This is a genomic window from Gilliamella sp. Lep-s35, from assembly GCF_009795845.1.
Lineage (GTDB): Bacteria > Pseudomonadota > Gammaproteobacteria > Enterobacterales > Orbaceae > Gilliamella.
On sequence record NZ_WTEX01000006.1, the window covers coordinates 81,115 to 107,362 of the forward strand.

General features: G+C 33.9%; 29 protein-coding genes and 1 pseudogene. 18 read left to right on the top strand and 12 right to left on the bottom strand.

Going from position 1 to position 26,248, the window contains the following annotated elements; genetic code table 11:
- Positions 1 to 4: 4 nt before the first annotated feature.
- From flgK to GQ590_RS04400, 7 genes are all read right to left on the bottom strand, one after another.
- Positions 5 to 1,648, bottom strand: coding sequence for a flagellar hook-associated protein FlgK (flgK, locus tag GQ590_RS04370; protein ID WP_160406987.1), 1,644 nt, complete (start codon positions 1,646 to 1,648; stop codon positions 5 to 7).
- Positions 1,649 to 1,778: 130 nt separating this feature from the next.
- On the bottom strand, positions 1,779 to 2,666 hold the full coding sequence (gene motB, locus GQ590_RS04375; protein WP_160406985.1) for a flagellar motor protein MotB: 888 nt from the start codon (positions 2,664 to 2,666) through the stop codon (positions 1,779 to 1,781).
- Complete coding sequence (gene motA / locus GQ590_RS04380; RefSeq protein ID WP_160406979.1) at positions 2,666 to 3,547, bottom strand: flagellar motor stator protein MotA; 882 nt, start codon at positions 3,545 to 3,547, stop codon at positions 2,666 to 2,668. Before motA ends, motB begins: the two co-directional genes overlap by 1 nt.
- Positions 3,548 to 3,615: 68 nt before the next feature.
- Complete coding sequence (gene flhC / locus GQ590_RS04385) at positions 3,616 to 4,221, bottom strand: flagellar transcriptional regulator FlhC (RefSeq protein ID WP_160406975.1); 606 nt, start codon at positions 4,219 to 4,221, stop codon at positions 3,616 to 3,618.
- 13 nt (positions 4,222 to 4,234) lie between these two features.
- Entirely contained in the window at positions 4,235 to 4,564 is a 330-nt protein-coding gene (gene flhD / locus GQ590_RS04390; protein WP_160406973.1) for a flagellar transcriptional regulator FlhD, read from the bottom strand.
- A gap of 180 nt (positions 4,565 to 4,744) precedes the next feature.
- Complete coding sequence (locus GQ590_RS04395; protein ID WP_160406970.1) at positions 4,745 to 5,461, bottom strand: RNA polymerase sigma factor FliA; 717 nt, start codon at positions 5,459 to 5,461, stop codon at positions 4,745 to 4,747.
- 176 nt (positions 5,462 to 5,637) lie between these two features.
- A complete protein-coding gene (locus tag GQ590_RS04400; protein WP_160406967.1) occupies positions 5,638 to 6,450 on the bottom strand; it encodes a flagellin in 813 nt (270 codons plus the stop codon).
- A 336-nt stretch (positions 6,451 to 6,786) separates the two neighbouring features.
- Between GQ590_RS04400 and fliD the strand changes: the two genes are divergently transcribed.
- The 5 genes from fliD to GQ590_RS04425 all read left to right on the top strand — a co-directional run bounded on the left by fliD (position 6,787) and on the right by GQ590_RS04425 (position 11,286).
- Positions 6,787 to 8,220 carry a flagellar filament capping protein FliD gene (fliD, locus tag GQ590_RS04405; RefSeq protein ID WP_160406965.1) on the top strand — a complete coding sequence of 478 codons (1,434 nt, stop codon included), beginning with the start codon at positions 6,787 to 6,789 and terminating at the stop codon, positions 8,218 to 8,220.
- A gap of 9 nt (positions 8,221 to 8,229) precedes the next feature.
- On the top strand, positions 8,230 to 8,610 hold the full coding sequence (gene fliS / locus GQ590_RS04410) for a flagellar export chaperone FliS (protein ID WP_160406961.1): 381 nt from the start codon (positions 8,230 to 8,232) through the stop codon (positions 8,608 to 8,610).
- Between the two features lie 12 nt (positions 8,611 to 8,622).
- Positions 8,623 to 8,970, top strand: a complete 348-nt coding sequence (locus tag GQ590_RS04415; protein ID WP_160406959.1) for a hypothetical protein — start codon at positions 8,623 to 8,625, stop codon at positions 8,968 to 8,970.
- A 265-nt stretch (positions 8,971 to 9,235) separates the two neighbouring features.
- Positions 9,236 to 9,997 carry an IS5 family transposase gene (locus tag GQ590_RS04420; RefSeq protein ID WP_160406956.1) on the top strand — a complete coding sequence of 254 codons (762 nt, stop codon included), beginning with the start codon at positions 9,236 to 9,238 and terminating at the stop codon, positions 9,995 to 9,997.
- Positions 9,998 to 10,407: 410 nt separating this feature from the next.
- The gene (locus tag GQ590_RS04425; RefSeq protein WP_160406953.1) at positions 10,408 to 11,286 is read left to right on the top strand and encodes a DMT family transporter; all 879 of its coding nucleotides are present in this window, start codon (positions 10,408 to 10,410) and stop codon (positions 11,284 to 11,286) included.
- Between the two features lie 146 nt (positions 11,287 to 11,432).
- Here GQ590_RS04425 and GQ590_RS04430 read toward each other — a convergent pair whose 3' ends face one another.
- Positions 11,433 to 12,554: a hypothetical protein gene (locus GQ590_RS04430; RefSeq protein ID WP_160406950.1), complete on the bottom strand. Its 1,122-nt coding sequence runs from the start codon at positions 12,552 to 12,554 to the stop codon at positions 11,433 to 11,435.
- 278 nt (positions 12,555 to 12,832) lie between these two features.
- Entirely contained in the window at positions 12,833 to 13,144 is a 312-nt protein-coding gene (gene fliE / locus GQ590_RS04435) for a flagellar hook-basal body complex protein FliE (protein ID WP_160406948.1), read from the bottom strand.
- A 175-nt stretch (positions 13,145 to 13,319) separates the two neighbouring features.
- On the opposite strand from fliE, the gene fliF reads away from it, so the two are divergent.
- From fliF to fliR, 13 genes are all read left to right on the top strand, one after another.
- Positions 13,320 to 15,038, top strand: coding sequence for a flagellar basal-body MS-ring/collar protein FliF (fliF, locus tag GQ590_RS04440; protein WP_160406945.1), 1,719 nt, complete (start codon positions 13,320 to 13,322; stop codon positions 15,036 to 15,038).
- Positions 15,035 to 16,033, top strand: a complete 999-nt coding sequence (gene fliG, locus GQ590_RS04445; RefSeq protein WP_160406942.1) for a flagellar motor switch protein FliG — start codon at positions 15,035 to 15,037, stop codon at positions 16,031 to 16,033. Before fliF ends, fliG begins: the two co-directional genes overlap by 4 nt.
- Entirely contained in the window at positions 16,020 to 16,796 is a 777-nt protein-coding gene (locus GQ590_RS04450; RefSeq protein WP_160406939.1) for a FliH/SctL family protein, read from the top strand. The genes fliG and GQ590_RS04450 overlap by 14 nt, the downstream gene beginning before the upstream one ends.
- 1 nt (position 16,797) lies before the next feature.
- Positions 16,798 to 18,183 carry a flagellar protein export ATPase FliI gene (gene fliI, locus GQ590_RS04455; RefSeq protein WP_202112870.1) on the top strand — a complete coding sequence of 462 codons (1,386 nt, stop codon included), beginning with the start codon at positions 16,798 to 16,800 and terminating at the stop codon, positions 18,181 to 18,183.
- A gap of 12 nt (positions 18,184 to 18,195) precedes the next feature.
- A complete protein-coding gene (gene fliJ, locus GQ590_RS04460; protein WP_160406933.1) occupies positions 18,196 to 18,657 on the top strand; it encodes a flagellar export protein FliJ in 462 nt (153 codons plus the stop codon).
- Complete coding sequence (locus GQ590_RS04465; protein WP_160406929.1) at positions 18,647 to 19,825, top strand: flagellar hook-length control protein FliK; 1,179 nt, start codon at positions 18,647 to 18,649, stop codon at positions 19,823 to 19,825. The genes fliJ and GQ590_RS04465 overlap by 11 nt, the downstream gene beginning before the upstream one ends.
- Before the next feature lie 179 nt (positions 19,826 to 20,004).
- Positions 20,005 to 20,475: a flagellar basal body-associated FliL family protein gene (locus tag GQ590_RS04470; RefSeq protein ID WP_160406926.1), complete on the top strand. Its 471-nt coding sequence runs from the start codon at positions 20,005 to 20,007 to the stop codon at positions 20,473 to 20,475.
- A 5-nt stretch (positions 20,476 to 20,480) separates the two neighbouring features.
- A complete protein-coding gene (fliM, locus tag GQ590_RS04475) occupies positions 20,481 to 21,542 on the top strand; it encodes a flagellar motor switch protein FliM (protein WP_160406923.1) in 1,062 nt (353 codons plus the stop codon).
- Positions 21,535 to 21,915: a flagellar motor switch protein FliN gene (gene fliN / locus GQ590_RS04480; RefSeq protein ID WP_160406920.1), complete on the top strand. Its 381-nt coding sequence runs from the start codon at positions 21,535 to 21,537 to the stop codon at positions 21,913 to 21,915. The genes fliM and fliN overlap by 8 nt, the downstream gene beginning before the upstream one ends.
- Positions 21,915 to 22,346 (top strand): flagellar biosynthetic protein FliO, encoded by a 432-nt coding sequence (gene fliO, locus GQ590_RS04485; RefSeq protein ID WP_160406918.1) that lies wholly within the window; start codon positions 21,915 to 21,917, stop codon positions 22,344 to 22,346. The genes fliN and fliO overlap by 1 nt, the downstream gene beginning before the upstream one ends.
- A 6-nt stretch (positions 22,347 to 22,352) precedes the next feature.
- Entirely contained in the window at positions 22,353 to 23,090 is a 738-nt protein-coding gene (gene fliP / locus GQ590_RS04490; protein ID WP_160406916.1) for a flagellar type III secretion system pore protein FliP, read from the top strand.
- Between the two features lie 8 nt (positions 23,091 to 23,098).
- Entirely contained in the window at positions 23,099 to 23,368 is a 270-nt protein-coding gene (gene fliQ / locus GQ590_RS04495; protein WP_160406913.1) for a flagellar biosynthesis protein FliQ, read from the top strand.
- A 5-nt stretch (positions 23,369 to 23,373) separates the two neighbouring features.
- On the top strand, positions 23,374 to 24,168 hold the full coding sequence (fliR, locus tag GQ590_RS04500) for a flagellar biosynthetic protein FliR (protein ID WP_160406910.1): 795 nt from the start codon (positions 23,374 to 23,376) through the stop codon (positions 24,166 to 24,168).
- Between the two features lie 162 nt (positions 24,169 to 24,330).
- Here fliR and GQ590_RS04505 read toward each other — a convergent pair whose 3' ends face one another.
- The 3 genes and pseudogenes from GQ590_RS04505 to GQ590_RS04515 form a co-directional block, all read right to left on the bottom strand.
- Complete coding sequence (locus GQ590_RS04505) at positions 24,331 to 24,666, bottom strand: zinc ribbon domain-containing protein YjdM (RefSeq protein ID WP_160406907.1); 336 nt, start codon at positions 24,664 to 24,666, stop codon at positions 24,331 to 24,333.
- 225 nt (positions 24,667 to 24,891) lie between these two features.
- Positions 24,892 to 25,854: an aldo/keto reductase gene (locus tag GQ590_RS04510; protein ID WP_160406903.1), complete on the bottom strand. Its 963-nt coding sequence runs from the start codon at positions 25,852 to 25,854 to the stop codon at positions 24,892 to 24,894.
- A gap of 302 nt (positions 25,855 to 26,156) precedes the next feature.
- Positions 26,157 to 26,248, bottom strand: a pseudogene (locus GQ590_RS04515) (elongation factor Tu); the annotation flags it as partial.

Genomic DNA, 26,248 nt, shown 5'->3' on the forward strand with positions numbered 1-26,248 from the left:
TTTATCATTTAGTTAAACTTAAAATGGTATCAAATAGGGTCGTTGCCGTATCAATCACTTTTGCATTCGCTTGGTAGTACTGCATATAAACTTGCATTGAGATATACTCTTCTTCAAGATTAACCCCAGATATTGATTGATTTTGTTCATAAATTTGTTGAGTTATATTTTGTGTTGATTGAGATGAAACTTTAGCTGTTTGAGTTTCGCTACCAATGTAACTTACTAAGGTTGTATAAGCACTTTTTAACGTTGTTGTACCATTGACAAGTTTTTCATTTTGGATTTCTAATAATTTAGCAACATTACGATTATCGCCTGCGCCATTTTCTTCGTCATCAAAACCTGTTGCTAGTTTATTGACATCTTTAACCAACAGTTCTAATGACGAAGCAATATCTGCCACGGGTTTAATCATAAAAGCGTCACCACTTACAGCGTTACCGCTTATTTCAATAGACAGACCATCAAAGAGCAATTTATCCCCTTCCATTTTTGGGGTTATTTGTTGGTGATCCGATAATCTTGTAACAACCCAATCTTTGCCATTAAATTCTATTTTGTAATCAGATGCTTTTACATCTGTAACCGATGTAAACTCGATTTTAGCCGTGGCATTACCTTGATTTTTAGTATTGGTGATACAACTAGGGTGGTTGTAATTAAATAACTTTTCGCCTTGATTACCATTAATATCGATACCCGACATATGCACTTGGTTAAAGCGTTCAGCTAAATTGAGGGCAATTAAACCTAGTTGATTGCGTGCATCGGTTAAAGGACCTTCACGAAAGGTTAACAGACCATTTAATGAGCCTGATGTGATGTTCTGACTCGTTAATTCTTGTGTTGCGCCTGAATGGTGCGTATAAATAATTGTATTTAACGAGGGATCATCTGCAGAAGGTTGAACTGATAATAAATTTATAGAAGAACCTTGAACTAAATTTAGACCATTGGCTAAGGATAAGTTATATTGTCCATTTTGCTCAGTAACGGTAATACCAATGATTTCACTCAGTTCGTTAACAAGTTGATCACGCTGATCAAGTAATGCGTTGGGTTCAAGCCCGTTACCCACTGACTGTAATTGTGAAATTTTTTGATTGAGATCAGCAATTTGCTGAGTATAGGTGTTGATTTTATCTACATTACTGCTTAATTCAGTATTAATATTGGCAATTTGATTTTTTAAGTTTTTTTCTGTTTTATTAAATTGGTTAGTTAACGATGCCAGATCACTTATCACTGTTTGTTTTGTTGATGCATCGCCTGCATTTGAAGCTAGCTTATTTAAACTTGCAAAAAGGTTGTTAAGTTGTGATGAAATACTATTGTCATTTTCTGCCAATAGGTTATCGACTTTTGATAATTCATTATAATAGGCTTTGATTGAGCCGCTTTGCGATTGTGATTGGCGCAGTTGTCCGACTACAAAGCTGTTAAAGGCACGGTTCACCGATGAAACCGAAACACCATTACCCACAAAACCAAAACTATGTTGAGTTCCATTTGCTTGACGTAAAATTTGCTGTTGACGATTGTAACCTGTTGTATGGGCATTACTAATATTATTGCTTATTACATTAAGCATATTTTGTGCAGCATTTAATCCACTAATACCAGTATTCATCAATGAATTTGTCATAAAAACTCCTAAATTTATGGTTTCAGTTAATAATATTATTATTAAACGAACGGGTTACTTTTTATATCGGCATAAGTTACCAAAACTTTAATTATTTTTTAGATAATGCCATGGATGGTTTATCTTTTGATTATTGCTCGCTAATGGATTGGGTTTGTTTTAAAAAATCAATACCTGTCATGTTGTTTTCGGACTCAATATATTCTTGCGTGGCTTTATTTAAAATTAAGATGCTAATACGACGGTTGGCATCTTTACTATAGTTTGGATTGTTTAAACTTACTGTATCGGCTAAGGCAATAATACGAGTAATTTTGCTTGAATCTAAACCGCCAGCAATAAGCTCTCTTCTTGATGAATTGGCTCTATCGGCTGATAATTCCCAGTTGCTATATCCTCGATCGCCTGTTGAATATTGCCGTTCATCAGTATGACCTGACAAGGTAATTTTATTGGGTAATGAATTGATAATCGGCGCTAAAGTTCGCAGAATTTCTTGCATATTAGGATCAATTGTCGCACTACCTACATCAAACATCGGTTTATCGTCAGAAGCTAGAATCTGAATTCGTAATCCCATTTCAGTTAATTCAATAATAAGATTCGGTGCTAATTTTTTTAATTTTTCATCAAGATCGAAAATATCATAAATTTTTCGCGCCGCTTCAATCATCTGTATTTTTTCAAGTTGTTTTTTTTCAAATTCATTTTGTGATAGAGCATCATTTTTTTCTTCACCAAGCTGTTTACTCACATCATCACCACCGCCAGGAATGGGGCTTTCACTGTCGCTAATGTTTTTTCCACCATTGTAGCCAAGAATTAATGGCGTTCTAAAGTATTCTGCAATACCTTTCAACTCTTGTGGTGTTGATGTCGAAATTAACCACATGACTAAAAACAGTGCCATCATTGCGGTCATAAAATCAGCATAGGCAATTTTCCATGAGCCACCATGATGCCCACCACCATGTCCCGATTTTTTTTTAACAATTATTCTTATTGATTGATCTTTCATTACTCGTTATTTTTATTGATATTTTTATCTTTAATTTCTTGAATATATTTTTCTAATTCAAAAAATGACGGTCTTTCATGAGAAAAGATTGTTTTTCGCCCAAATTCGATACAAATTTGTGGTGAATAATCATGCATGCTGGCAATTAGTATAGTTTTTGTACATTCTAATATTTTGACTACGTCGGCATTTCTTTGTTTCAATAAAGCTGCTAATGGAGAAACAAATCCATAAGCAAGTAATATTCCTAAAAAAGTACCAACCATCGCATGTGCAATAAGTTCACCAAGCTCGCTCGCTGGCCTATCGGCTTGTGCAAGTGTATTAATAACGCCCATAACCGCTGCAACAATTCCGAACGCTGGTAAGCCATCACCAATTCCCGAAATAGCATCTACCGGTTTTTCAAGTTCGTGGACAAATGTTTCAATTTCTTCGCTCATTAGTGTTTCAATTTCAAATACATCCATATTGCCACTGATCATAAGTCGTAAATAATCGGTGATAAAATCGCATATTCTAGGGTTAGATAAAATAAGTGGGTATTGTTTAAACAATTCACTTTCGTGTGGATTATCAATATCCGCCTCAATAGATAACCCCCCGTTTTGGCGAATTTTAGTTAAAATGGTGTACATAAAATTGATCAGCGTTAGATACAGGTTTTTATTATATTTAGATGTTTTAAATAATAACCCTAACGCTTTGAGTGTTGCTTTTATTGTTTTTTGTTCATTACTGACAATAAAACCACCAATTGCAGCACCGCCAATAATTAACAATTCAAGTGGTTGAAATAGCACAGCTAAATGGCCACCACTTAGCACATAACCAAGTAGTGCTGAGGCGATAACAACAATATATCCTATAATTATTAGCATTGGCTTTCTTTTTTCTCCATGGAGTAATAGTTTAATAGTTAAATTGTGGAAGTATCTCTAATATTTGTTTAAGCCGTTATCTGTTTTGTAACAGATGGATTTAAATTACTTAACGTTGATAACAATTTTAGACACCTTTCGTTATTCTCTTGTGGCGTTTTATTATTCTTATCCGCTCTTGACGGTGGTTGACATAAACTACAAGTGAACGTATTGTGTGGATGGTAAGCGTGCGTAATAAAAAGTCCTCCACAGTCTGTGCAACATGATTGTTGCATGATATTTTTTTCTACAAATTTAACTAAAATCCAAGCTCTGGTTAATCCTAAAACAGGTTCATCTTTGTGTGAAAATTGACACTGTTCTAAATAAAGTTGATAGGCTTTTAAGATCGTTTGAATGCCTGACTTTAGACCATTTTTAACTAAAAAAGCGTAAGCATTATAAAAAATACTGGCGTGGATATTTGGTTCCCATGTCATAAACCACGAGGTTGAAAAAGGTAATAAACCTTTAGGTGGAGGACAACCTTGAATTTCTTTATAAAGCTTGATAAGTTTATTTCGGCTTAAATTAGTTTCACTTTCCAACATTTGAATCCTACCACCAAGGGAAATTAATTTGATGGCAAGCTCGGTTTCCTGATATTTTTGAATAATACTTGTACCTGTCATTTCGGTTCCTTAGTTACTTATTGAGTGAGTCTAATAACAAACTTGATAAAAGAATTCCTGTATGCATCTGTTTTATATCTCGAATACGGGATTCTTCTGTCAGTTTTTTCATCATTTCTGCGTTTTCAAATCGTAACTGAAATATTAATTGATTGGTTTCCGATAAAACCAACATTTGAGAGGTACTTAAACTGCTAAGTATATCTGCCGTTTTTTCATCAATTCCTAATCGATACATTGCCATTACTTTATCTTTTTCAATCATTTTTTGACTTAATAGTAGTGTTGACAGATTCAAATGATGTATACATTTAAGAATATCGTCATCTAATAAATTTCCCAATTTAGCCACCAATTTATATTTATTTATTCGAGTAAAAAAACGAATAATTAGTAAAATTAAAACGAAATATTTTTTTTATGTGCGTAAAGTTACATTTTTAAATGCAAAAGGTCAATAAAAAAATAATTTCAATTTATTTTCGATTAATTACGCTTTATTTAATTTGTTTTTTTATTTTTACTAAAAACTGACTTTACTTTGTATTCTTTTTATTGCTTGACTATGTAATTGGCTTACTCTTGATTCGCTAATATTCAAGGTCTTACCAATCTCTTTTAAATTGAGATCTTCTTGGTAATAAAGTGATAGAACAAGCTTTTCTTTCTGGGGCAAGTTTTCAATTTGTTCAATTACGGTATTACGAATTTCTTCATCTATTATGGCTAAAAAAGGATTATTATCTTCTTCATATTTAATAACTGCATCAATGTTATCACCTAGCTTTTTATGGATTTCATCGTATGAGCATATTTGGCTGCAATTTGAATCTAATAAAATCTTACGGTATTCACTAATTGATAATTTTAAATATTGAGCAACTTGATAATCGTTAGGTGCTGTACCTAGTGATTTTTCTAACTCATTAATGGCAGTTGTAACATCTTTAATCTGTTTTCGAGTTTTCCTTGGCAACCAATCACGGTTGCGTAGTTCATCTAGCATTGCGCCTTTAATTCTTGGTATAGCGAAAGTCGCAAAGGTATTACCTTGCGATTTGTCATAACGCTTTATTGTGTCTAATAAACCGATATAGCCAACTTGTAATAAATCATCAAGTTCAACCGTTGTAGGTAAACGAACAGCTAATTTTAAAGCTTCATTACGAACCAAATGAATATACTGTTTCCAATCGATTTGGTTTATTACACCATGCGAGTTATATAAGCTATTATCCATTTTTGAACCAATGTTGAAAAAGTGCTTAACAGTATTATGACGATTGTTGATAAATTTAATGGCAGAATAAAGGGGGTAAAAAATAGCTAATTATAAATATTAGTCATAACGGTATTATAAAAACACCGCCATGACTAAATGATAAAGTTAGAATGACTAAAAATAAATAAACAGAATTACTGTAATAAAGACAATACAGATTGTGGTACTTGGTTAGCTTGTGCTAATACTGATGTACCTGCTTGTTGTAAAATTTGACCTCGAGTCATGTTTGATACTTCAGTTGCATAATCTGCATCTTCAATTCGGCTACGTGCAGAACTTAAGTTATTTACAGTATTGTTGATGTTTGTTACTGTTGATTCGAAACGGTTTTGTACCGCACCAAGCTGCCCGCGTAATGCATCAATTTTTGATAATGCTGCATCAATGGTTTTTAATGGATCTGCTGTTGGTGTATCAGATACGTTAAAATCTTTTAAACCAAGCTCTGAACTATCAATTTTTTTCAAATTGATTTCAATGGTTTCGCCGTCATTTGCACCTACTTGGATTTTTAGTGTTTTATCTTCAGATAATACTTTAGAACCATTGAAATCAGTTTGTTGAGAAACACGATCGATCTCATCTAAACGTTGGTCAATTTCGTTCTGAATTGATACTAGATCGCTTTCAGAGTTGGTACCATTTGCCGCTTGAACGGTTAATTCCCGAATACGTTGTACATTATTATTGATTTCATTTAATGCACCTTCAGTAGTTTGTGCAAGTGAAATACCATCATTTGCATTACGAGCAGCTTGAGTTAACCCTTTGATATTTGATGAGAAACGGTTAGCAATAGCTTGGCCTGCCGCATCATCTTTTGCGCTATTAATGCGCATACCAGAAGAAAGACGCTCAATTGCTGTACCAAGAACACTTTGAGAGTTGTTAAGATTATTTCTTGCCATTAAAGACATTGTATTAGTATTAATTACTTGTGCCATTTTTTATCTCCATTAATATAAATAATAAAATCAACGATATATTGAGGTTTTATTCAATATTTTTTGCTGATACATAACTTATCGGTAATAAAATAAGGAACTTTAATTTTTTTAATATTTATATTTTTTCAAATAGGTAAATTATTGTTAATATCTTTAATATTAACAAACAAATCATAATGTTATATTTTTGCAAATAAATTTTTAATGATTATTTTTTGTTCATAAAAAGAAATAACTTTTTCTCTATTAAATAAATATTAAGTTGATGCTAAATTTTTAGGAAAACTAGCCGATATGATAAATATTGAATAATTGTTATAGGCAGATTAAATCATGGCAATGAGTGCATTAGGGATTGGTTCTGGAATCGATCTGGGTGAAATTTTAAATCAATTAGAAGCAGCAGAAAAAACACGGCTAGCCCCAATCACTACGCAACAAAAGGCGATTAATGCCAAAATTAGCGGTTTTGGTAAATTAAAGAGTGCATTAACTACATTTAATACGGCAACGGCAAAATTGCAAAAAAAAGAATTGTTTCAAAGTCGAACTGCAACGGGTAATAATGATTATTTTTCAGTAAAAGTAAATAGTAAAGCGGCATTAGGTAATTATGCAGTTACTGTTGATCAATTAGCGACTTCTCATGGTGTTGCAACATCAGCTATCAATGATAAAGCAACTCAATTAGGCAATGGTAATGAGACTCGAACAATTACTATTGAACAAGCAAATGGCGATAAGCTTAATATAACGCTATCTAAAGATGAAACCTCATTAGAAGCAATCGCCAACGCCATTAATAATGCTCAATTTGTTGATGAAAATGGAAAAACAAGCTCGTCAACAATGAATGCTGCGGTTGTTCGCTCTGGAGATGGCAGTTATCAATTATCTATTACTTCGAAAGAAACAGGTGAATCACAAAGCATTACTGCTATTTCATCTGATGATGAAAAACTAAATGAAGTTATTGGGTTTGATATTAATCAGCCAAACAATAGCCATATGACTGAAGTTTCAAAAGCGCAAGATGCTAAATTTTCGTTTAATGGTATTGCGATAACAAGTGGCTCTAATACTGTCAAAGACGTGGTTGCGGGTGTTGATATTACATTAAAAGCGACCACAACAACAAGCCAAAATTTGGCAATAACCGCAGACGATGAAAAAGCCGAAGAGGCAATTAAAGAGTGGGTAGAGGCATTTAATCAGTTACAGTCCACAATATCAACATTAACCCAGTTTACTGCTGATGAAAAAAATTCTAAGGAATTAAATAACAGTAATGGTCCGCTTGTTGGAGATGCAACATTACGCAATATAGATCAAAGCATTCGTTCGATATTTTCTAAAGGACAATCTGGCGAGTTTTCGGTATTAGCCCAAATTGGTATTAATATGGATAAGAGTGGTACGTTAACCATTAACGAAAATGAGCTAAAAAAAGCCCTAAGTGAAAATAGTGATGCTGTAGCAACACTGTTTACAGGTGATGGTAAAACCACAGGGATTGCTAATGAAGTTTTTGCCAAAGTCAGTGGCTTTATTGATAGTGATGGTATGATTGATTCAGCAACTAACGGTTTGAATGCAACATTAAAGTCATTAGATAAACGTCATGATCAAGTAAGTAATTCGATTGAGCAAACAATTGATCGTTATCGAACTCAATTTACTAAATTAGATGTTTTAATTAACTCGTTAGATAGTATGAGTAACTATTTAACAACGCAATTTGATATGATGGCAAACTTAAAAAAATAGAGGAAAATAATGTATAAATTAGGTTCAAAGGCCTATGAACAAGTCAATTTAGAAACGCGTGTTAGTCAAGCCTCTCCCCATCAATTAATTGTTTTATTATTTGATGGCGCGCTTAACGCAATTAAATTAGCGAGTTTATATATTCAAAAAGGCAATATTGCAGGTAAAGGCGCTGCAATTTCTAAAGCGATTAATATTGTTGATAACGGTCTTAAAAGCTGTTTAGATTTAGAAAAAGGTGGTGAAATCGCTGAAAATTTAGATCGTTTATATCAGTATATTAGCCAACAGTTAGTTCTAGCCAATTTACATAATGATAAAGAAAAATTACAAACCTGTTTCGATTTATTAAACAATATTGCCGAATCTTGGCGTGAAATTGCAAAATAAAAAAGGATGATTATGCAAGGAAATAACTTATTAGAACAATACGAACAATTTAATTATGTTGTTGAACAAATGTTGATTAGTGCACAGGATGAAAATTGGGATTTATTGTTAAGTTGGCAAGCTAAATATCTTCAATTATCAAAAGATATTATGTTGATTGATGATTTTGCAGAAATTGAAAATATACCCTTGCAACATCAGGATATTGTTCGAATGTATATTAAAAATATTCTTAGCTATCAGCAGCAGTTAACCCAATTAATGATTACTCGTCATTCTCAGCTTAGAGAGTTGATTGGTAAGCATGCCGATTATCAAACCAAAATCGGTAGCTATCAAAAAATTGCCTATTTAATGTAAGTTTGTGGATGCTTTGCTTGAATCTTATTTATAAATAAGATTCAAGCAAAATTGCCATTAAATAACTTTAACCAATATTTCGATTTAAAATAATTAAGTTGTAGAAATTCCTCGCATTGTTTACAGTCATTTGAGAAACCGGTGAATTACATATGCTCATTTTTTAATATGTTATCAGGGCGTGTTGATCTTTCGTGATTATTTTTTAGACGGCATGATATGAGTTATAATAATTCTGCAAAAAACAACCATAACTCGATTCATCATGCCAAGAACAATGCTAACAGATAAACGGTGGGAAAAGCTACTACAAATAATGAAAAATACCGGCCGAGTTTATAATAAATCCGAGCATCGGATGACGTTTGAAGGGAGCCTTTTCCGAATGAGAACCGGTATTCCTTGGCGAGATTTGCCAAAAGAGTTTGGTGAATGGAGCACTGTCTATAGACGATTTAATTTGTGGTCTAAAAAAGGAATATTAGTTGATATTTTCAAACATTTATCACAACTAGCGGATTTTGAATGGGGGTTCCTAGATGGCTCGATTATCAGGGCTCATCAACATAGTACAGGCGCTGCAACGGAGCATTGTGAGCAAATAGGTCATAGCTGTGGTGGTAATTCAACTAAAATTCATCTTGCGGTTGATAGTGGTGGTTTGCCTATTTGTTTTGAGCTTTCTGAAGGACAACGACATGAGATCACTTATGCAAAAAACCTAGTTGAAAGGCTCGATGAAGTCAATATCGTGATAGCCGATAAAGGTTATGACAGCGAGCCTTTTCGGTGCTTTGTTCGTCAAAAAGGCGGACGAACGGTGATTGCTAAACGTAATTATGGTAAGGATATAGATAAAAGCAGTATGGATAGGTGCCTTTATCGCTATCGTCATTTAGTCGAGAATGCCTTTGCTAGAATCAAGCAATATCGTTCAATACCAACTCGATACGATAAGTTAGAAAGGAATTATGCCAGTATGGTATCACTGGCATTTATGTTAATGTGGCTGCCAATGTATTGTTGAGTAATTTATGTACAGCAAAGTTCAACAGCCCCTAGCCATTTTCAGTTCTTTAATTTCTTTTTCTAACGCAATAATCATCTATTGCTAAGCCGTTAGCTCTCGACGGTTAGTTTTATTTGCGACTCGTTGCCTAATCCATTTATCGAGGGTTTATTTTCTTATTATTAAGTGGTTGGTAAGTTCACTTATAGAAAGGTGAGCATGAGATAACACATAATCGACTGATTGTCATTTGAATTCAACACTAAATTTTCTGATCATGATATTTTTCTCCTATAATTTTGTTTATATCATAGAGGCGACTTTTGTCCACTTTTTGGGTTAGGATCATTTCATGTCAAAAAAATATTGTAAATTGATAAAATAGGTGTAGTATTGTTGTACTTGACAACTAGTTCAATGGTACCTTTGTGAAAGGTAATTATTCAGTTGTAGCTATATTAATTGGTGTATTTGGTTTTTCTTTGAAATCAATTTTTATAAAACTAGCCTACTTTGATGGGATAACTTCAATTTCATTAATGTTTTTCAGAATGATCTTTTCAATTCCATTTTTCTTTGTAGCATTTTTATTATTTAAAGATAATTTAATAAAAACGAGCATTCAAATTAAGCTCAAGATTTTTCTATGTGGCTTTTTATATTATATATCAAGCTATAGTGATATAACCGGTTTGGTTTATACATCAGTTAATATAGAAAGAATTATTCTTTTCACCATACCTATATTCGTTCTTTTTATATCTGTTATTTTCATGAAAAATAAATTTAGTAAAAAAGTTTATATCCTATCTTTTTTTTCTTGGATTGGTGTTTCAATTGCATTCGTCAGTAATCAAGTTTTAATTGATAAAAATGTTCATTACATTGGTCCATTATTAATAGTTTTAAGCGCTATTACCTATGCTACGTATCTTATAATAAGTGGTGAAGTGATGAAAAAGATAGGATTTATTATCTTCAATTCACAGGTCATGATTGTAGCTTGTTTGCTTTCTCTAATTCCAATGATATTTGAAGTATCAGGAACAATAAATAACCTACCATCAATCAATAATTTTAAATACCCATTTTTATTAGCCATTGTTTCTACTGTCATACCATCGTTTTTCATGATGTATGGTGTTAAACACAGCGGTGCAGCAACTACTGCCATCATAAATAATATTGGCCCCTTTATTACAATGATTTGCGGTTATTTTTTCTTAAAAGAGTCAATTGGATTATTTGATGTAATCGGTATGTGTATTGTTATATTTTGCGTTATTTCCATTAATAAAATCAAATAAAAGTAAGGAGATGAATGTAATGAAAGGCATTATTATTTCTTCATCTGAACGCTTAGAGATTTAATAGGTAAACATGTTGATAATCAGAACAAAGTAGGAAATTACCAAAAAATTGCAAGCCTAATGTAAATTGCCATTAAATAACTTTAACCAATATTTCGATTTAAAATAATTAATTCTTTGTTATTTGCATGTCTTTCTTCTTCTTTTCCATAAAAAACAACAGCATAATTATCGTCTTTAATTTTGACTATATCACTGATAATTAATTTTTTTGTAGATAATTTAAAAACTTCTTTTGTGAGTAAATTTATATAGCAACCTATGCTTTCCTGAAAAAAAACTTCGGCTATTTTATTATTTTGAATTGTAATCCATCCATTGCCCAATTCATATGTGAATCGGATAACAAACGTTTCTGCAGCAATTTTTACCGGTTCCCAAATAGAATAAATTTGCCTTTCTATATCAAACAATAGATTTTGTTCTATTTTTTCTTCAGGTGAAACACTAATTAAATAAAATTTACCTTTTTCATCAATACCTAAAATATTTGATGTATAAATAAAACTTAAATTCAATACGCAGATTAGAGAGAAACGTTTTCCTATGTTTATATTTCTTGACTGTAACTCCCTCCCCATTTCATCAATTTGACGATGTAACCAAACATTGTCAACATAAGCAATTAGATGGATTTGATTATTCAAAGAATCAATAAATAATGTGTTATCTTTGGGAAACGGAATTTTATTTATATAGGTTTTTTTAATATCATCATTTTTAAATTCAACAGCAATCAATTTATCTGGTTTTGTATCTGAAAAAATATCAACATTATGGAAAATAGAAAAATTATGACATATTCCCATAAAATTACCCACAATAGGTCTCTTGGGTTTTGGATAGGTAAGATTCTCTCTATCAAATAATGGTAATATAATATCTAAGTCTTTATCTGGATGATACACGGTAATAGATACATAATCCTTACCTGTTGGGCTTACAAAGAACAGAGGTAGGATTCCATCTAACTCATGATAATAATGAATACTTTTTTTATCCAGATCTATAACGATATATATGACATTATAACTCATTCCGTTTTTATGATAAAAATTAGCAGAAATAACAAGCTTTTCCTGACAATATATTGCTTCTTTTATATCAAATTCGTCAAGCGTAGTAAGAACAGTAAGTAGCCCTAATGTTGGGAAATCGATATGTTGTTCATTCAAGGACATATTAGCTTTTTTTAATGTTATCACTTTAAATCCTTCATGTATTGTTTATTATTTATTGAATAATGGCAGTATGTTGTTATTTTTTTAAAAGTAAAGCAAAAATCGTGAGGTCTTTTGACCAATCAGTTGATAAAGAAAATAACATATTTAGTAATACAACAAGCATCAAAAACATGAGCGGAGCTTGTTGTAAATTTGAAACGAGCGATAAGTTGATTATCGTATTTAGATTAGAATTAACAGTTATCTGTAGAAAGAAAATATAAAAACTAAGGGATGAGTATTATATTCGCTGTTATTAATTAAATATTCATATTCATAATTTCTTGATAAGCAGCAACCAGCTTATTGCGCACTTGAATGCCAAACTGCAATGATACTGATGATTTTTGCATGCTAACCATTACCTCGTTCAGCGAAATATTAGTATCCCCCATCTCAAAAGCTTTAGCTTGTTGATTTGCTCGTATTTGCAGTTGGCTGATTTTATCTAAAGCTGTTTTTAGCTCGGAACCAAAGCTTTTTTTGTCAGCAACGTGTTCTTTTGCAGTAATATAGACTGATTCATTTAAATTTGTCAGCTCAATTGAATTTAACATGTTGATTGTATTCATCTTGATAGTTATTTGTTTCGTTTATTTTGCCAATTGTCGTTAAATTTATCATAAAAACAAAAAATCAAAGGTTTTAAGTAAGGGAAAAACTGTGCGCTTTTCTTGCCATTGAAATTTTTAAATACATGGATAATAAACTACAGAGTCAATCTAAATAGTTTAGAGTCAGGATGCTATGGCTAGCGAAACAGTCAATAATAAAGGCGAATCAATTTTCAATAAGTTGCCTTTTGCCGATCAATTAAAACAAAACAAAAAAATGGCATTGTTAATTGCAGGTGTAATTACAATGGCTATTGTTAGTTTTATCTATTTATGGGCTAAAGATGAGTCTTATAGTGTTTTATTTAGTAATTTAAATGATAAAGATGGTGGCGAAATAATTAGTCAACTTGATAAGATGAATATTCCTTATCAATTTTCTGCCTCGGGTTCGACAATCTTAATTCCACAAGATAAGGTTTATGATACCCGTTTACGTATAGCGCAACAAGGATTACCTAAAGGTGGTTCTGTTGGTTTTGAATTGCTCGACAAAGAAAGCTTTGGTATGAGTCAATTTAATGAGCAAATCAATTACCAACGCGCACTAGAAGGTGAATTATCCAGAACAATATCGATTATCAGTAGCATAGATGATGCTAGAGTGCATTTAGCAATGCCCAAACCGTCGTTATTTGTGCGTGAGCGAAAATCGCCATCCGCTTCTGTCGCATTGACTTTACTACCAGGACGAAGTTTATCACAAGGTCAAATCGATGCCATTATTCACTTAATTTCAAGTAGTGTGCCTGAATTACAGGCTGATAAAGTGACTATCATCGATCAACATGGTCATTTATTAACGGGTGAAGGTTATCGAAACAGAAATACGAATGTTGCTCAACTTGAGTTTAGTGAGCGGATTGAAGAAAGTATTCGCCAACGAGTGGAAAAGATTATTATACCTATTTTAGGTAAAAATAATGTTAAAGTACAAGTCAATGCAGATGTAGATTTTAGCCGCCAAGAATCAACATCAGAAACTTATGATCCTAATAGCGATATCGCGAATCAAACTATCCGCAGTAAGCAACAAATAGCAAACCAACAATCAGCAAATAGTAATGGTATAGGTGGCGTGCCCGGTGCTTTGTCTAACCAACCACTGCCAACTTCTAGTGCGCCGATTGATGCAGATGAAACAAAAAACGCATCGACTGAAAAAACAGATAAAGCGCAATCTTACAATCTACAATCAAATAATACTGTCAACTTTGAAGTAAATCGACAAGTTATACATAGTCAAACACCGGAAGGGCGAATTAAACGCTTATCTGTTGCCGTTTTAGTTAATTATAAATTTGTCAAAACCGAACCAAGTGACAGCAAATCGGAATCAGATGACAGTCAGGAGCCAGTTAGTACTGAGCAATGGGTGAAATTAGATAATGATGAACTTAAAAATATTGAATTGTTAGCCCGTCAAGCGATGGGGTTTTCGGATTTACGTGGTGATTCACTCACTGTAGCTAACTTAAAATTCACCGATCAACAAGTCGATGAAGATAACAGCCTAGCATTTTGGAAAACCAATGAATTTTATCAAACGGTTAAAAATATTGGTAAGTATCTGATTTACATTTTAATCATTTGGTTAATCTGGCGAAAAGTATTGCGTTCACTATGGATAAAAGTACAACGACAATACCTAATTTTGGGTGATAAAACCACTGACGCATCAGCCGTTGTTGAGGAAAAATTAGATTATAAAGCGCACAGTAAACAGCAGCAAAAAATATTTGAAGATAACATGCAACAACAGCAATACATCCGCAAAGTTGTTGAAAAAGATCCTCGTGTTATGGCATTGATAATTCGTAGCTGGATCAGTAAGGAGGATACAGAACAGTGAATTTAAGTGAATCTCAAAAAGCGGCTACTGTATTAATGGTATTAGGTGAAGAGCTAGCGGCAAAAGTGATGCAGTATTTAAGTTCGAAAGAAGTACAGCAAATTAGTAGTGCAATGATGTCATTGCCTCAGCTTTCCCAAGAACAGTTGAAAAGTATACTTAATGAGTGCCAAGGAACACTTGATGATTGTGCTGTTTTAAATACAGACACTGATGGATACTTGCGTACAATACTTGAAAAATCCATTGGTAGTGAAAAAACTGAACGTTTACTTGACGATTTATTAAATACCGATCGAAAAGAAGAAACCGATGGCCTTGAAATGCTGAACTTTGTTGATGCTGCACGAGCAGTTGATCTTGTTAAAAAAGAGCATCCACAAATTATTGCGACAATATTAGTACATTTAAATCGTGATTTAGCAGCTGAAATTTTAAATCTGTTTGATGATGAGTTACGTAATGACGTTATGTTGCGAATAGCCACATTTGGTGGTGTTGAGCCATCAGCACTTAAAGTGTTATCAGCATCGTTATCAACGTTATTACATGGTCAAAATATTAAACTGAATAATATGGGCGGAATCCGTACAGCGGCTGAAATTATTAACTTAATGAAATCGCAGCAAGAAGAGCAAGTTATCAACTCATTACGTGATTATGATGGTGAGCTTGCACAGAAAATTATTGATGAAATGTTCTTATTTGAAAATCTTGTTGAAGTGGATGATAGAAGTATTCAACGTTTACTCAAAGAGGTCGACAATGAAGTACTCATCATAGCCTTAAAAGGTGCGTCAATAGCATTGCGTGACAAACTATTAAGCAACATGTCACAACGTGCCGCGTCAATTTTACGTGAAGATCTTGAAAACAGACCGCCTGTACGCTTATCACAAGTTGAAACCGAACAGAAGAAAATTTTGGTTATTGCGCGTCGATTAGCTGAAAGTGGCGAAATGATCTTAACTAGTGGTGATGATGAATACGTATAATCAATCGGATAAATTAGACTGGCAACCACTAGACTTTCGGGACTTAGCTACCTGCTCGCTATCGAATGTAATTGAAAATAGAGAGCTAGAACAAACCGAAATTAATGTGTTACAGCCTGATCTTGAGGTTGAACCAGAGCCAGAATCAGAACTTAATACCGAAAGTTCAGATTCCATGGTTATTCAACAAACATTGGAACAATTAAAGCGGGAAGTGGAAACACAAGCCTATCAAGAGGGATTTAATTTAGGCCGAGAGACAGGTTTTGACGAAGGAAAAAAAGCAGGTTATGAACAAGGATTTCTTCTTGGACAACAAGAAGGACGAGAGCAGATTCAGCAGCAACTGAATGATGAAAAGCAAAAAACAGTTCATGCTATAACTAATTTAGCGCATAATTTTCAGCAATCAATTAACGATATTGATGAATTAATTGTACCTAAGTTGTTTGATTTAGCGTTAATTGCTGCTGAAAAAACAGTGGGTAGTCTTACTAAAATCAAACAAAAACAACTCATGCACACGATAAAAATATTGGTTGAGCAGTGTTCAATTTTGTCAGAACCTATGTCATTACACCTTAATCCTACTGATTGGCAATGGTTAAAGCCCATGCTTAATGAAGAAAACTTACAATATCAGTGGCAACTCATTGCAGACCCTAACATTGAAATAGGGGGCTGTAAAATTTTTACTGACAGCAACGAAATTGATGCCAGTGTCAACAATCATTGGCAAATCATGTCTGACTGTTTGCAATAGGATGATCATTAACGTGAAATATTCATCTTTATGGTCAGATAAAATTACCCAAGCGACACAGCGACTGGAATCTTTATCTTTAATTCGTCAATATGGGCGCTTGGTTAAAGCATCGGGACTAGTCCTTGAAGCGGTTGGATTAAAATTACCTTTAGGATCTAACTGCCTAGTTGAGCGACAAACAGAAGGACGGATTGAGCCTGTTGAGTGCGAAGTAGTTGGCTTTAAAGATCAAACACTTTATTTAATGCCCTTTGAATCAACGGATGGCATTTTATTAGGTGCACGAGTTTATACTAAACAATATGATCTAACACACTTTAGCCATAAAGTATTGCCTGTCGGTATGGGGTTATTAGGTAGAGTGGTGGATGCCATGGGTAAGCCGTTAGATGGCAAACCCTTACCTGAACATATTGAGCATGCAGGGTTAGCAAGTAAATCACTTAATCCATTACAACGAACGCCAATCCATCAAGTATTAGACGTTGGCGTAAGAGCCATAAATGCGTTACTGACCGTAGGACAAGGGCAACGAATGGGATTATTTGCAGGTTCAGGTGTGGGTAAAAGTGTTTTGCTTGGCATGATGGCACGTTACACTCAAGCCGATATCATTGTTGTTGGTTTGATTGGTGAACGTGGACGAGAAGTAAAAGATTTTATCGAAAACATATTGGGTGAAGAAGGGTTAGCACGAGCGGTTGTGGTTGCTGCCCCCGCTGATGTTTCACCCTTATTGCGCTTACAAGGTGCGGCCTATGCCACTAAAATTGCTGAAAGTTTTCGTGATCAAGGGTTTAACGTTTTATTGATTATGGACTCATTAACACGTTATGCCATGGCACAACGTGAAATTGCCTTAGCAATTGGCGAGCCCCCTGCGACTAAAGGATATCCACCTTCAGTATTTGCAAAATTACCAGCACTAGTTGAAAGAGCTGGTAATGACGAAAGCGGTAAAGGTGCAATTACTGCCTTTTATACGGTATTAACTGAAGGTGATGATCAACAAGATCCAATTGCTGATTCTGCTAGAGCAATTTTAGATGGGCATATTGTATTATCAAGGGCACTTGCTGAATCAGGACACTATCCAGCTATTGATATTGAAGCTTCAATTAGTCGGGTTATGACCGATCTTACGGCACCTGAAGACGAAAAAAAATCACGATTATTTAAAAAACTATTTTCAAGTTTTCAACGAAACCGTGATTTAATCAATGTTGGTGCTTATGTAGCAGGTACTGATCCCTTATTAGACAAAGCAATAACGCTATATCCCACAATGCAAAAATTTTTACAACAAGGTATTTATGAACACTGTAGTTATCAAGATGCCTATCAACAATTGGCGGACATTGTGGCACCGCAATTAACTGGTTAGGAGTAGTGTGCTGTGAATAAACATTCATCAAAAATAGCCTTTACTACATTAAAAAAACTGGCACAAAAGTCGGTCGACGATAATTTAATGAAGCTAAAAAAAGCAAATGAAAATCAACAAAATGCACAATCACAACTTAATGTTTTAACGGATTATTATGTTGAATATCAACAAAAATTAAATAATGCCTTATCTGAGGGGATAAAAGGCAATGAGTTAAACAACTTTACATTATTTATTGCGTCCATTGAGCAAGGAATTGAGCAACAAAAAAAATTGTTGTTATCGTTAGATATCAAACAAAAGCAAATTATAAAAAACCTTAATCTATCACAAAAAAATGTAAACACTTATACCACATTACTAAGCAAACAGCATAACCAATATTTACGACAGCAAAATCGGTTACAACAAAAACTGACAGATGAATTTGCGCAATTACAATTAGCAAGGAGAATATTAAATGAATATTAATCTGATTAATGATTTAAACCTTACCGCTTCTCGTCAATCAGAACTTGTTGAAACCGATGGTATGGCTAACGATAATGATCATTTTCAGCAATTATTGCAATTTAGTGAAAACCAAACAGAGCAAAATAAGCAACTACTTAATACCAAACTAAATGGCGAGGATGAAGCACATGAAGATAATGACAACGATGTCAACATGCCTTTTATCGCCATGTATGCTTTTAATAGCGCACCACAACAGCAAATCCATTGTGCTTTGCTTGATGTAACACAACATAGTGATATTAAGATTGATCAAAGTTCATTAATGACGGCTAACGTTAATACTGATTTATTAGGGGATTTATCGACTGATACCGCAACAAATGAGCAGGCAACGAAGTTGCTTTCTTCTATTTATGGTAGTGAAAACTTAATTAATAAGACAAACTCACAAATCGATGTCATGTCATTAGCGGATGATAAAAAAGAGGTAAAGTTAGGACATACTCGTAAGCAAGTTACAAACATTAAAGGTGAGGTTAACGTTAATATAAATCAAACAAAAAACAAGCAAAACGCGAATGATTTTGTTCAAAAAATAGACAATTTCCAAGCTCAACTTATAACTAACAATCATAATCAAGATACGACTGGATATCACAACAAAGAACTTTTGTTAACACCTAATACAAATGGGCAGAATTCGTTATTATCGCCAGTAAATGCTACGGTAAAGCCAGCGACAATAAACCTAGCAACGCAAGTTAACAGTAAACAATGGCAAACTTCATTAACTGAGCAAATTGTGATGTTTAATCGTCAAAATCTTAAAACTGCCGAAATTAAACTACAGCCTCAAGAATTAGGATCTTTGCACATTAAACTTGAAATAAATGACGATAAAATGAGCCTGCATATGATGGCAGCACATCATGTTGTTAAAGGCATGTTAGAATCAGCATTACCTTTTTTAAAAACATCACTAGAACATCAAGGTATTACACTTGAACAAGCCAATATTGGTGACTTTTCAATGATGAACGATTCACAGCAATCAGCCATGCATCAGTCTAAAAAAAATAGCCGATCACAAAGAGAAATATCACTTGATACGACCGATGATAATATTGAGCCAATACTTTTTGAAAATCACTCACTAAGTACAAGAATCAGTATTCTTGCTTAAAAATTAAACGCATTATGTATTAGACAACTCACAAGCTAAATAGAGTAAAGCGCTTAAATAGGTAATGTTTTATTGCCTATTCTTCAAATCAATTTTAAAAATATGATTTATTATTCTTGTCGCTATAGACACTAGATGAATTGTAGATCCTTTAATATATTATAGAGACAAGAATAAATATGCCGACAACCAAAAAGAAATTAAGTATTTTAAATTTAGTTCTTATTCTTATTACACTGTTAGCAGTAGGCGCTGCTGCTTATTTGTGGTTTCAAAAAGATTCACACAGCAGCACAATTAAAGAGCCAGAAGAGCCAGAAGTCACATCGCCTGTATTTTTAACATTAAAGCCATTTACTATTTCAGTGCCTGTTTCGGAAGAACATATCGATATCAATAAAATGCTTTATTTCGGTATTGTTTTAAGAGTGGCGAATGAAAACCAAAAAACAGTGTTATTGGATTATTTACCGGAAGTAAGAAGCGATGTACTGCTTTTAACTTCAAAACAATATGTTAATAATCTAAAACAAGAAAAAGGAAAAACCGATTTACAAGAGCAGATAAAAACTGCCTTATCTCGACAATATGATGCAAAACATTTTGTTAAGATTGATGAAGTGCTATTTACTGATTTTATTATACGGTGATTAACATGTCTGATAAGCATGAATCAACAACAAGTCTTGATGAGCATAACAACGAAGAGCAAACCTTAGATTGTTCATTAACAACAGAAGAAAATTCTGAAAACAATACAAAGGTTGATGCTTCATTTAATTTACCCGCATTGAATAAAGCTCCCGATGTTAGACCTTATGATCTATCTGTCAAACATCGCTTTATTCCTGAACGCTTAACAGCGTTAGAAATCATTAATGAGCGTTTTGCGCGACAATTTCGAATTGGTTTATTTAACCGATTGCGTCGTAATACCGATGTGATTGCCTCGCCTATAGAGCCACTTACATTCAAAGAGTTTTCTGAAATTTCGCCAGCAACTTATTTAAACCTAGTTCATCTTAACCCTTTAAGAGGTGCAAGCCTATTTTCATTTTCGCCCGAATTAGTTTTTATTATTGTTGATTCCTTATTTGGTGGCGATGGCCATTCGACTAAAATTGAAACAGAAGGTCGAGAATTCACCCACACAGAACAGCAAATTATTAAAAAAATTTTAGAGTTGGCCTTAGTGATTTATCAAAACTCATGGGCGGATGTTTACTCGATTGAAACCGAATATATTCGTTCTGAAATACAAAGTAAATTCACCAATATCACCAATTCGCCTGATGATATTGTATTAATAAGCAACTTTAAAGTTGAAGTCGGTCATAGCAAAGCAACTTTTTGTGTTTGCATTCCTTATTCGATGGTTGAACCTATTAAAGAGCTACTTATTAAACCACCGATTGAACAACAAACTTACCAAGATGATAACGTTTGGATGAGTTCGTTAACTAGCGGAATCAAACAATCTGCGGTCGAATTAGTCGCTAATTTTGCAACTATCAATACATCTGTAGCCAAATTATTAGCCTTAAAGACTGATGATGTTTTAATGATCGAAAAACCTACAAACCTTGATGTCACCGTAGGGGGGGTGCCTATTTTAACGGGACATTATGGCAAAATGAATAAACAATATGCAATTCAAGTTGAACAGGTCATTAATCCTGTATTAGAGCAATTGAATGAAGGAGTTTTTAATGACTGATATCAAACAAAATAGTGGTGACAAACAACCATCTAATATAAATAGTGACGAAATCATCACTCAAGAGGCTATTTTTGAAACACTATCGCCACAGCAAACAGAAGATAAAAAAAATGATATCAATTTGATCCTTGATATTCCTGTAAATTTAAGCGTTGAATTAGGTAGAACCAAAATGGCTATTAAAGATCTCTTAAATCTAACCCAAGGATCGGTCATAGCCTTAGATGGTCAGATAGGTGAGCCATTAGATATATTAATTAACGGCTACTTAATTGCGCAAGGTGAAATTGTTGTTGTGGGCGATAACTACGGTGTACGCATTACCGACATTATTACCCCTGCAGAACGAGTAAGAAGATTGAGTCGCTAATGATAAGTAAACAATCCCATTTAGAACAACCAACCGTTGACACAGCTAACACTTTATTGGCGCCATCTTCTGAATTAAATATCTATACCGAAGTGGTATCATCAATGGGGCTAATGCTAATTGTGGTCATTGGTTTTATTTTATTATGTGGATGGCTAGCTAAACGAATGGGCTGGAAAAAAAAGACTCACCAATGGTTAGATATCAAAGCGACCTACAACATTACTCCAAAAGAACGCATTATTATGGTTCATGTTGATAACCAATTATTAGTGGTTGGAGTTACGTCACAACAAATGACACTACTTCACACTATTGATGAACAACGCACTCAAACGCTACTTAAACAAAATGTGACAGGTAAAAACTCGGCTCAAAGTAATGCATTTCAACAAATATTACAAGCTGCGTTGAAAACCAAAAAGGAGTAACAGCAAGTGCGATCAAATTTAACTCTTTTGCTAAGCTTATTGTTATTTAGTCTACCAAGTTATGCGGAAACATCAGCACTATCTGCTATAGCTCAACCACTCAGTAGTGGGCAAGGTTGGGCATTACCTGTTGAAACATTAGTATTTTTAAGCCTACTCACTTTTATCCCTATCATATTACTATTGATGACCAGCTTTACACGCATCATTATTGTACTAGGGTTATTACGCAATGCGCTTGGCACACAATCGGCACCACCCAATCAACTTATTTTGGGAATTGCACTTTTTATGACTTTTTTTATTATGTCACCAGTAGTTGATAAAATTTATGAAGAGGCTTATGTACCTTATTCGCAAAATCAAATCACTATGCAAGAAGGCTTAACTAAAGCAGCCAAACCATTACAACAATTTATGTTAGCCCAAACTCGAGAAAACGACCTAGCACTATTTGTCAACATGTCTCACACCAATAACATTCAAACCCGTGACGATATTCCATTAAGAGTGCTTGTTCCTGCTTTTGTGGTAAGTGAATTAAAAACGGCATTTCAAATTGGCTTTACTGTTTTTATTCCTTTCTTAGTGATTGACCTTGTAGTTGCTAGCACACTTATGGCATTAGGTATGATGATGGTACCACCGGCAACTGTGTCTCTACCGTTTAAATTAATGTTATTTGTCTTGGCTGATGGATGGCATCTATTGCTAGGATCGTTAGCGCAAAGCTTTTTTAGTTGAGTCTCACCATGTCACCAGAATATATAAGCACCTTAGCAATACAAGCAGTAAAAGTTGCTGCATCACTTGCAGGGCCAATATTGCTCGCTGCTTTAATTACAGGGCTTATTATTAGCTTATTGCAAGCAGCAACACAAATTAACGAAATGACATTATCGTTTATACCTAAAATTATTGCCGTCGTTGTAGTATTAACCTTATGGGGACCAACCATGTTATCAATCATGATTGACTATTTACAAACAGTCATTACTGACATACCTAATTTAACGCATTAAATATAATGGATTTTGATAGTAATACTTTATTTAATATTGATTTCTTTTCTTTTGTGCAAAATAGTTTTTTCCCTTTTGTGCGTATATTAGCGTTAATTACGACTGCGCCTATTTTTGGTGAAAAAGAGATCCCAAACCGTGTTAAAATAAGCCTAGCTTTACTTATTACCATTTTACTACCGCTACCAAATCTTGAGAACAGTATCAAAATATACTCTTTGATGGGAGTTATGATCACAGCTCAACAAGTCATGATTGGCGTACTAATTGGCTTTACTATGCAATTGGCATTTATGGTCATGAGGTTTGCTGGTGAATTGATTGGTATGCAAATGGGGCTAGGAATGGCAACTTTTTTTGACCCAATCGGTGGGCCATCGACATCGGTATTATCACGCCTAATAAACCTTATTTCGTTATTAACGTTTTTGAATCTTGATGGACATTTATGGCTACTATATGGCATATCAAACAGTTTTGACATTATTCCTATTGGACTAATTCCATTACAGGAAAATGGTTATTTGGTACTGATCGAAATTAGCAAATTACTATTTATTAACGGTATTATGCTAGCGCTTCCCTTAATGACCTTACTGCTAATTGTCAATATATCACTAGGGTTACTTAACCGAATGACACCACAATTATCAATATTTGTTGTCGGCTACCCTGCAACGCTATTATTAGGATTATGTATGCTCACTTACCTAATGACAACATTACCAACATTTGTAGAATTTGTTTTTGAACAAATGTTTGAAAGAATTTCGAACGTATTGTGGTATTTAAGGTGGTGATGCTTATAACGTATTGAATTAAAAAAACAAAATAAAAACTTAAATAAAATCAATACCTTTCCTGACCTATTTTTTAGTAATAAATCGCATTAAGTCATTATGTTAAAAAAACTGTGTCAATACTGATAGGCCAGCATTGACACAGTATTTAGCTTGTTTCTATTAAGCCTTTTTAACAAAGCAGGCTTTTAGCATAATCTTCATACCATCAACTTTACAATCGATTTCGTGATCGCCTTCGACTAAACGAATGCCTTTCGCTTTAGCGCCTTTTTTAAGTACCGTTGACGATCCTTTTAATTTAAGATCTTTAATCAAAATAATATCATCACCATCGGCAAGTAAGTTACCATTACTATCTTTGACTTGTAATCCATCGTCAGAAGCCGCAACTTCGTTTGGATCCCATTCATGCGCACATTCAGGACAAACATAAAAAGTACCATCGTGATAGGTGTGTTCAGACTGGCAAACAGGGCAATTAGGTATAGATTCCATGGGTTATAATTTTTCCAAATTAAATAAAATGGCGCTTACTATAGCAAAAAACGTTGTTAAGTCATAGCATTCGGTACTAAGTTTATATTAGGTATTTTTATACATCGTTACTATCTGAATAGTTATTATTTAAAATAACTAAAAATAACTCATAAAAATTATTTATTTTATTAGTATTTTAGATGGTTGTTTTTATAAAAAACAACCATCTTTCTTCTTTATTAATCAAATCGCCCCAACAATACGATGCGGTATATACGGCTCTTGTAAATAAGCAATATCATCTTCCGATAACGAAACCTTAATAGCTCCAACTGCATCATCAAGATATTTAGTTTTAGTCGCTCCAATAATTGGTGCTGTCACCCCTTTAGCAAATTGCCACGCTAGTGCTATTTGTGTCATTGTCACACCGTATTTTTCAGAAAGCTGATGAACTCTTTGTACAATATTGGCATCCATTTTTTGCGTACTATCATATTTGGCAATAGCGGTCTGATCAGTTTTACTGCGTAGCGTATTGGTTTGCCACTCTAAACGAGCAAGTCTGCCTGCGGCTAAAGGGCTATAGGGTGTTAAAGAGACATTAAATTGTTGGCAGATAGGAATAAGCTCACGTTCGTCTTCACGATATAGTAAATTGTAGTGATTTTGCATCGAAACAAAAGGTGTCCAGCCATTTTGTTTGGCGACAAGTTGCATGTTATGAAATTGGTACCCATACATAGCCGATGCTCCTAACGCACGGATTTTTCCTGCTTTGACTAGGTTGTGTAGTGCTTGCATTGTTTCTTCAATTGGTGTTGTGTAGTCAAAGCGGTGGATAATGTATAAATCGACATAGTCAGTGCCAAGTCGTTTAAGCGACCCATCGATTTCCCTTTCAATTGCGGTTTTTGATAGGTGTCCTTCGTTAAAATAGACTTTTGTTGCTAAGACGACTTTGTCACGGGCGATATTTTTTTTGATGGCTCGACCTAAATATTCTTCGCTAGTTCCTGCTGAATAAGTATTTGCGGTATCAATAAAATTAATGCCTAAATCGAGTGCATGTTTAATGATGGCTTCGCTTTCATCAGCATTAAGGGTCCATGCGTGCATTTTGCTAGCTGGATCACCAAAACTCATACAGCCTAAACAAAAACGAGATACTTGAATATCAGAATTACCAAGTTGTACATATTCCATAAAACCCTCTCTTTTTTAAAAATTAGTTGAGTAAATGCAATACTTTCATTGTAATACACACTATTTATAGCACTATTTTAATTGTTGTATTATTTAAGATAAATGCGGTATTGCTTTATAGTATCATGAATTAAATTCACGAATAATAAACTTATGCCTAGTTTTAGGGATAAAAGGAAAATATTAAATGATGATTATGTCGATAATGGTTATGGGGGAAGTGGATTTTATGTGGCAAATATGTTTTGGGTTATAAAATAAAAAAGGTGCACAAAAGCACCTTTTTTATTGTAGCAAGTCGATTACTTGATAACTTTAGCAACCACACCAGCACCAACAGTACGACCACCTTCACGAATCGCAAAACGTAAACCTTCTGCCATCGCGATTGGGT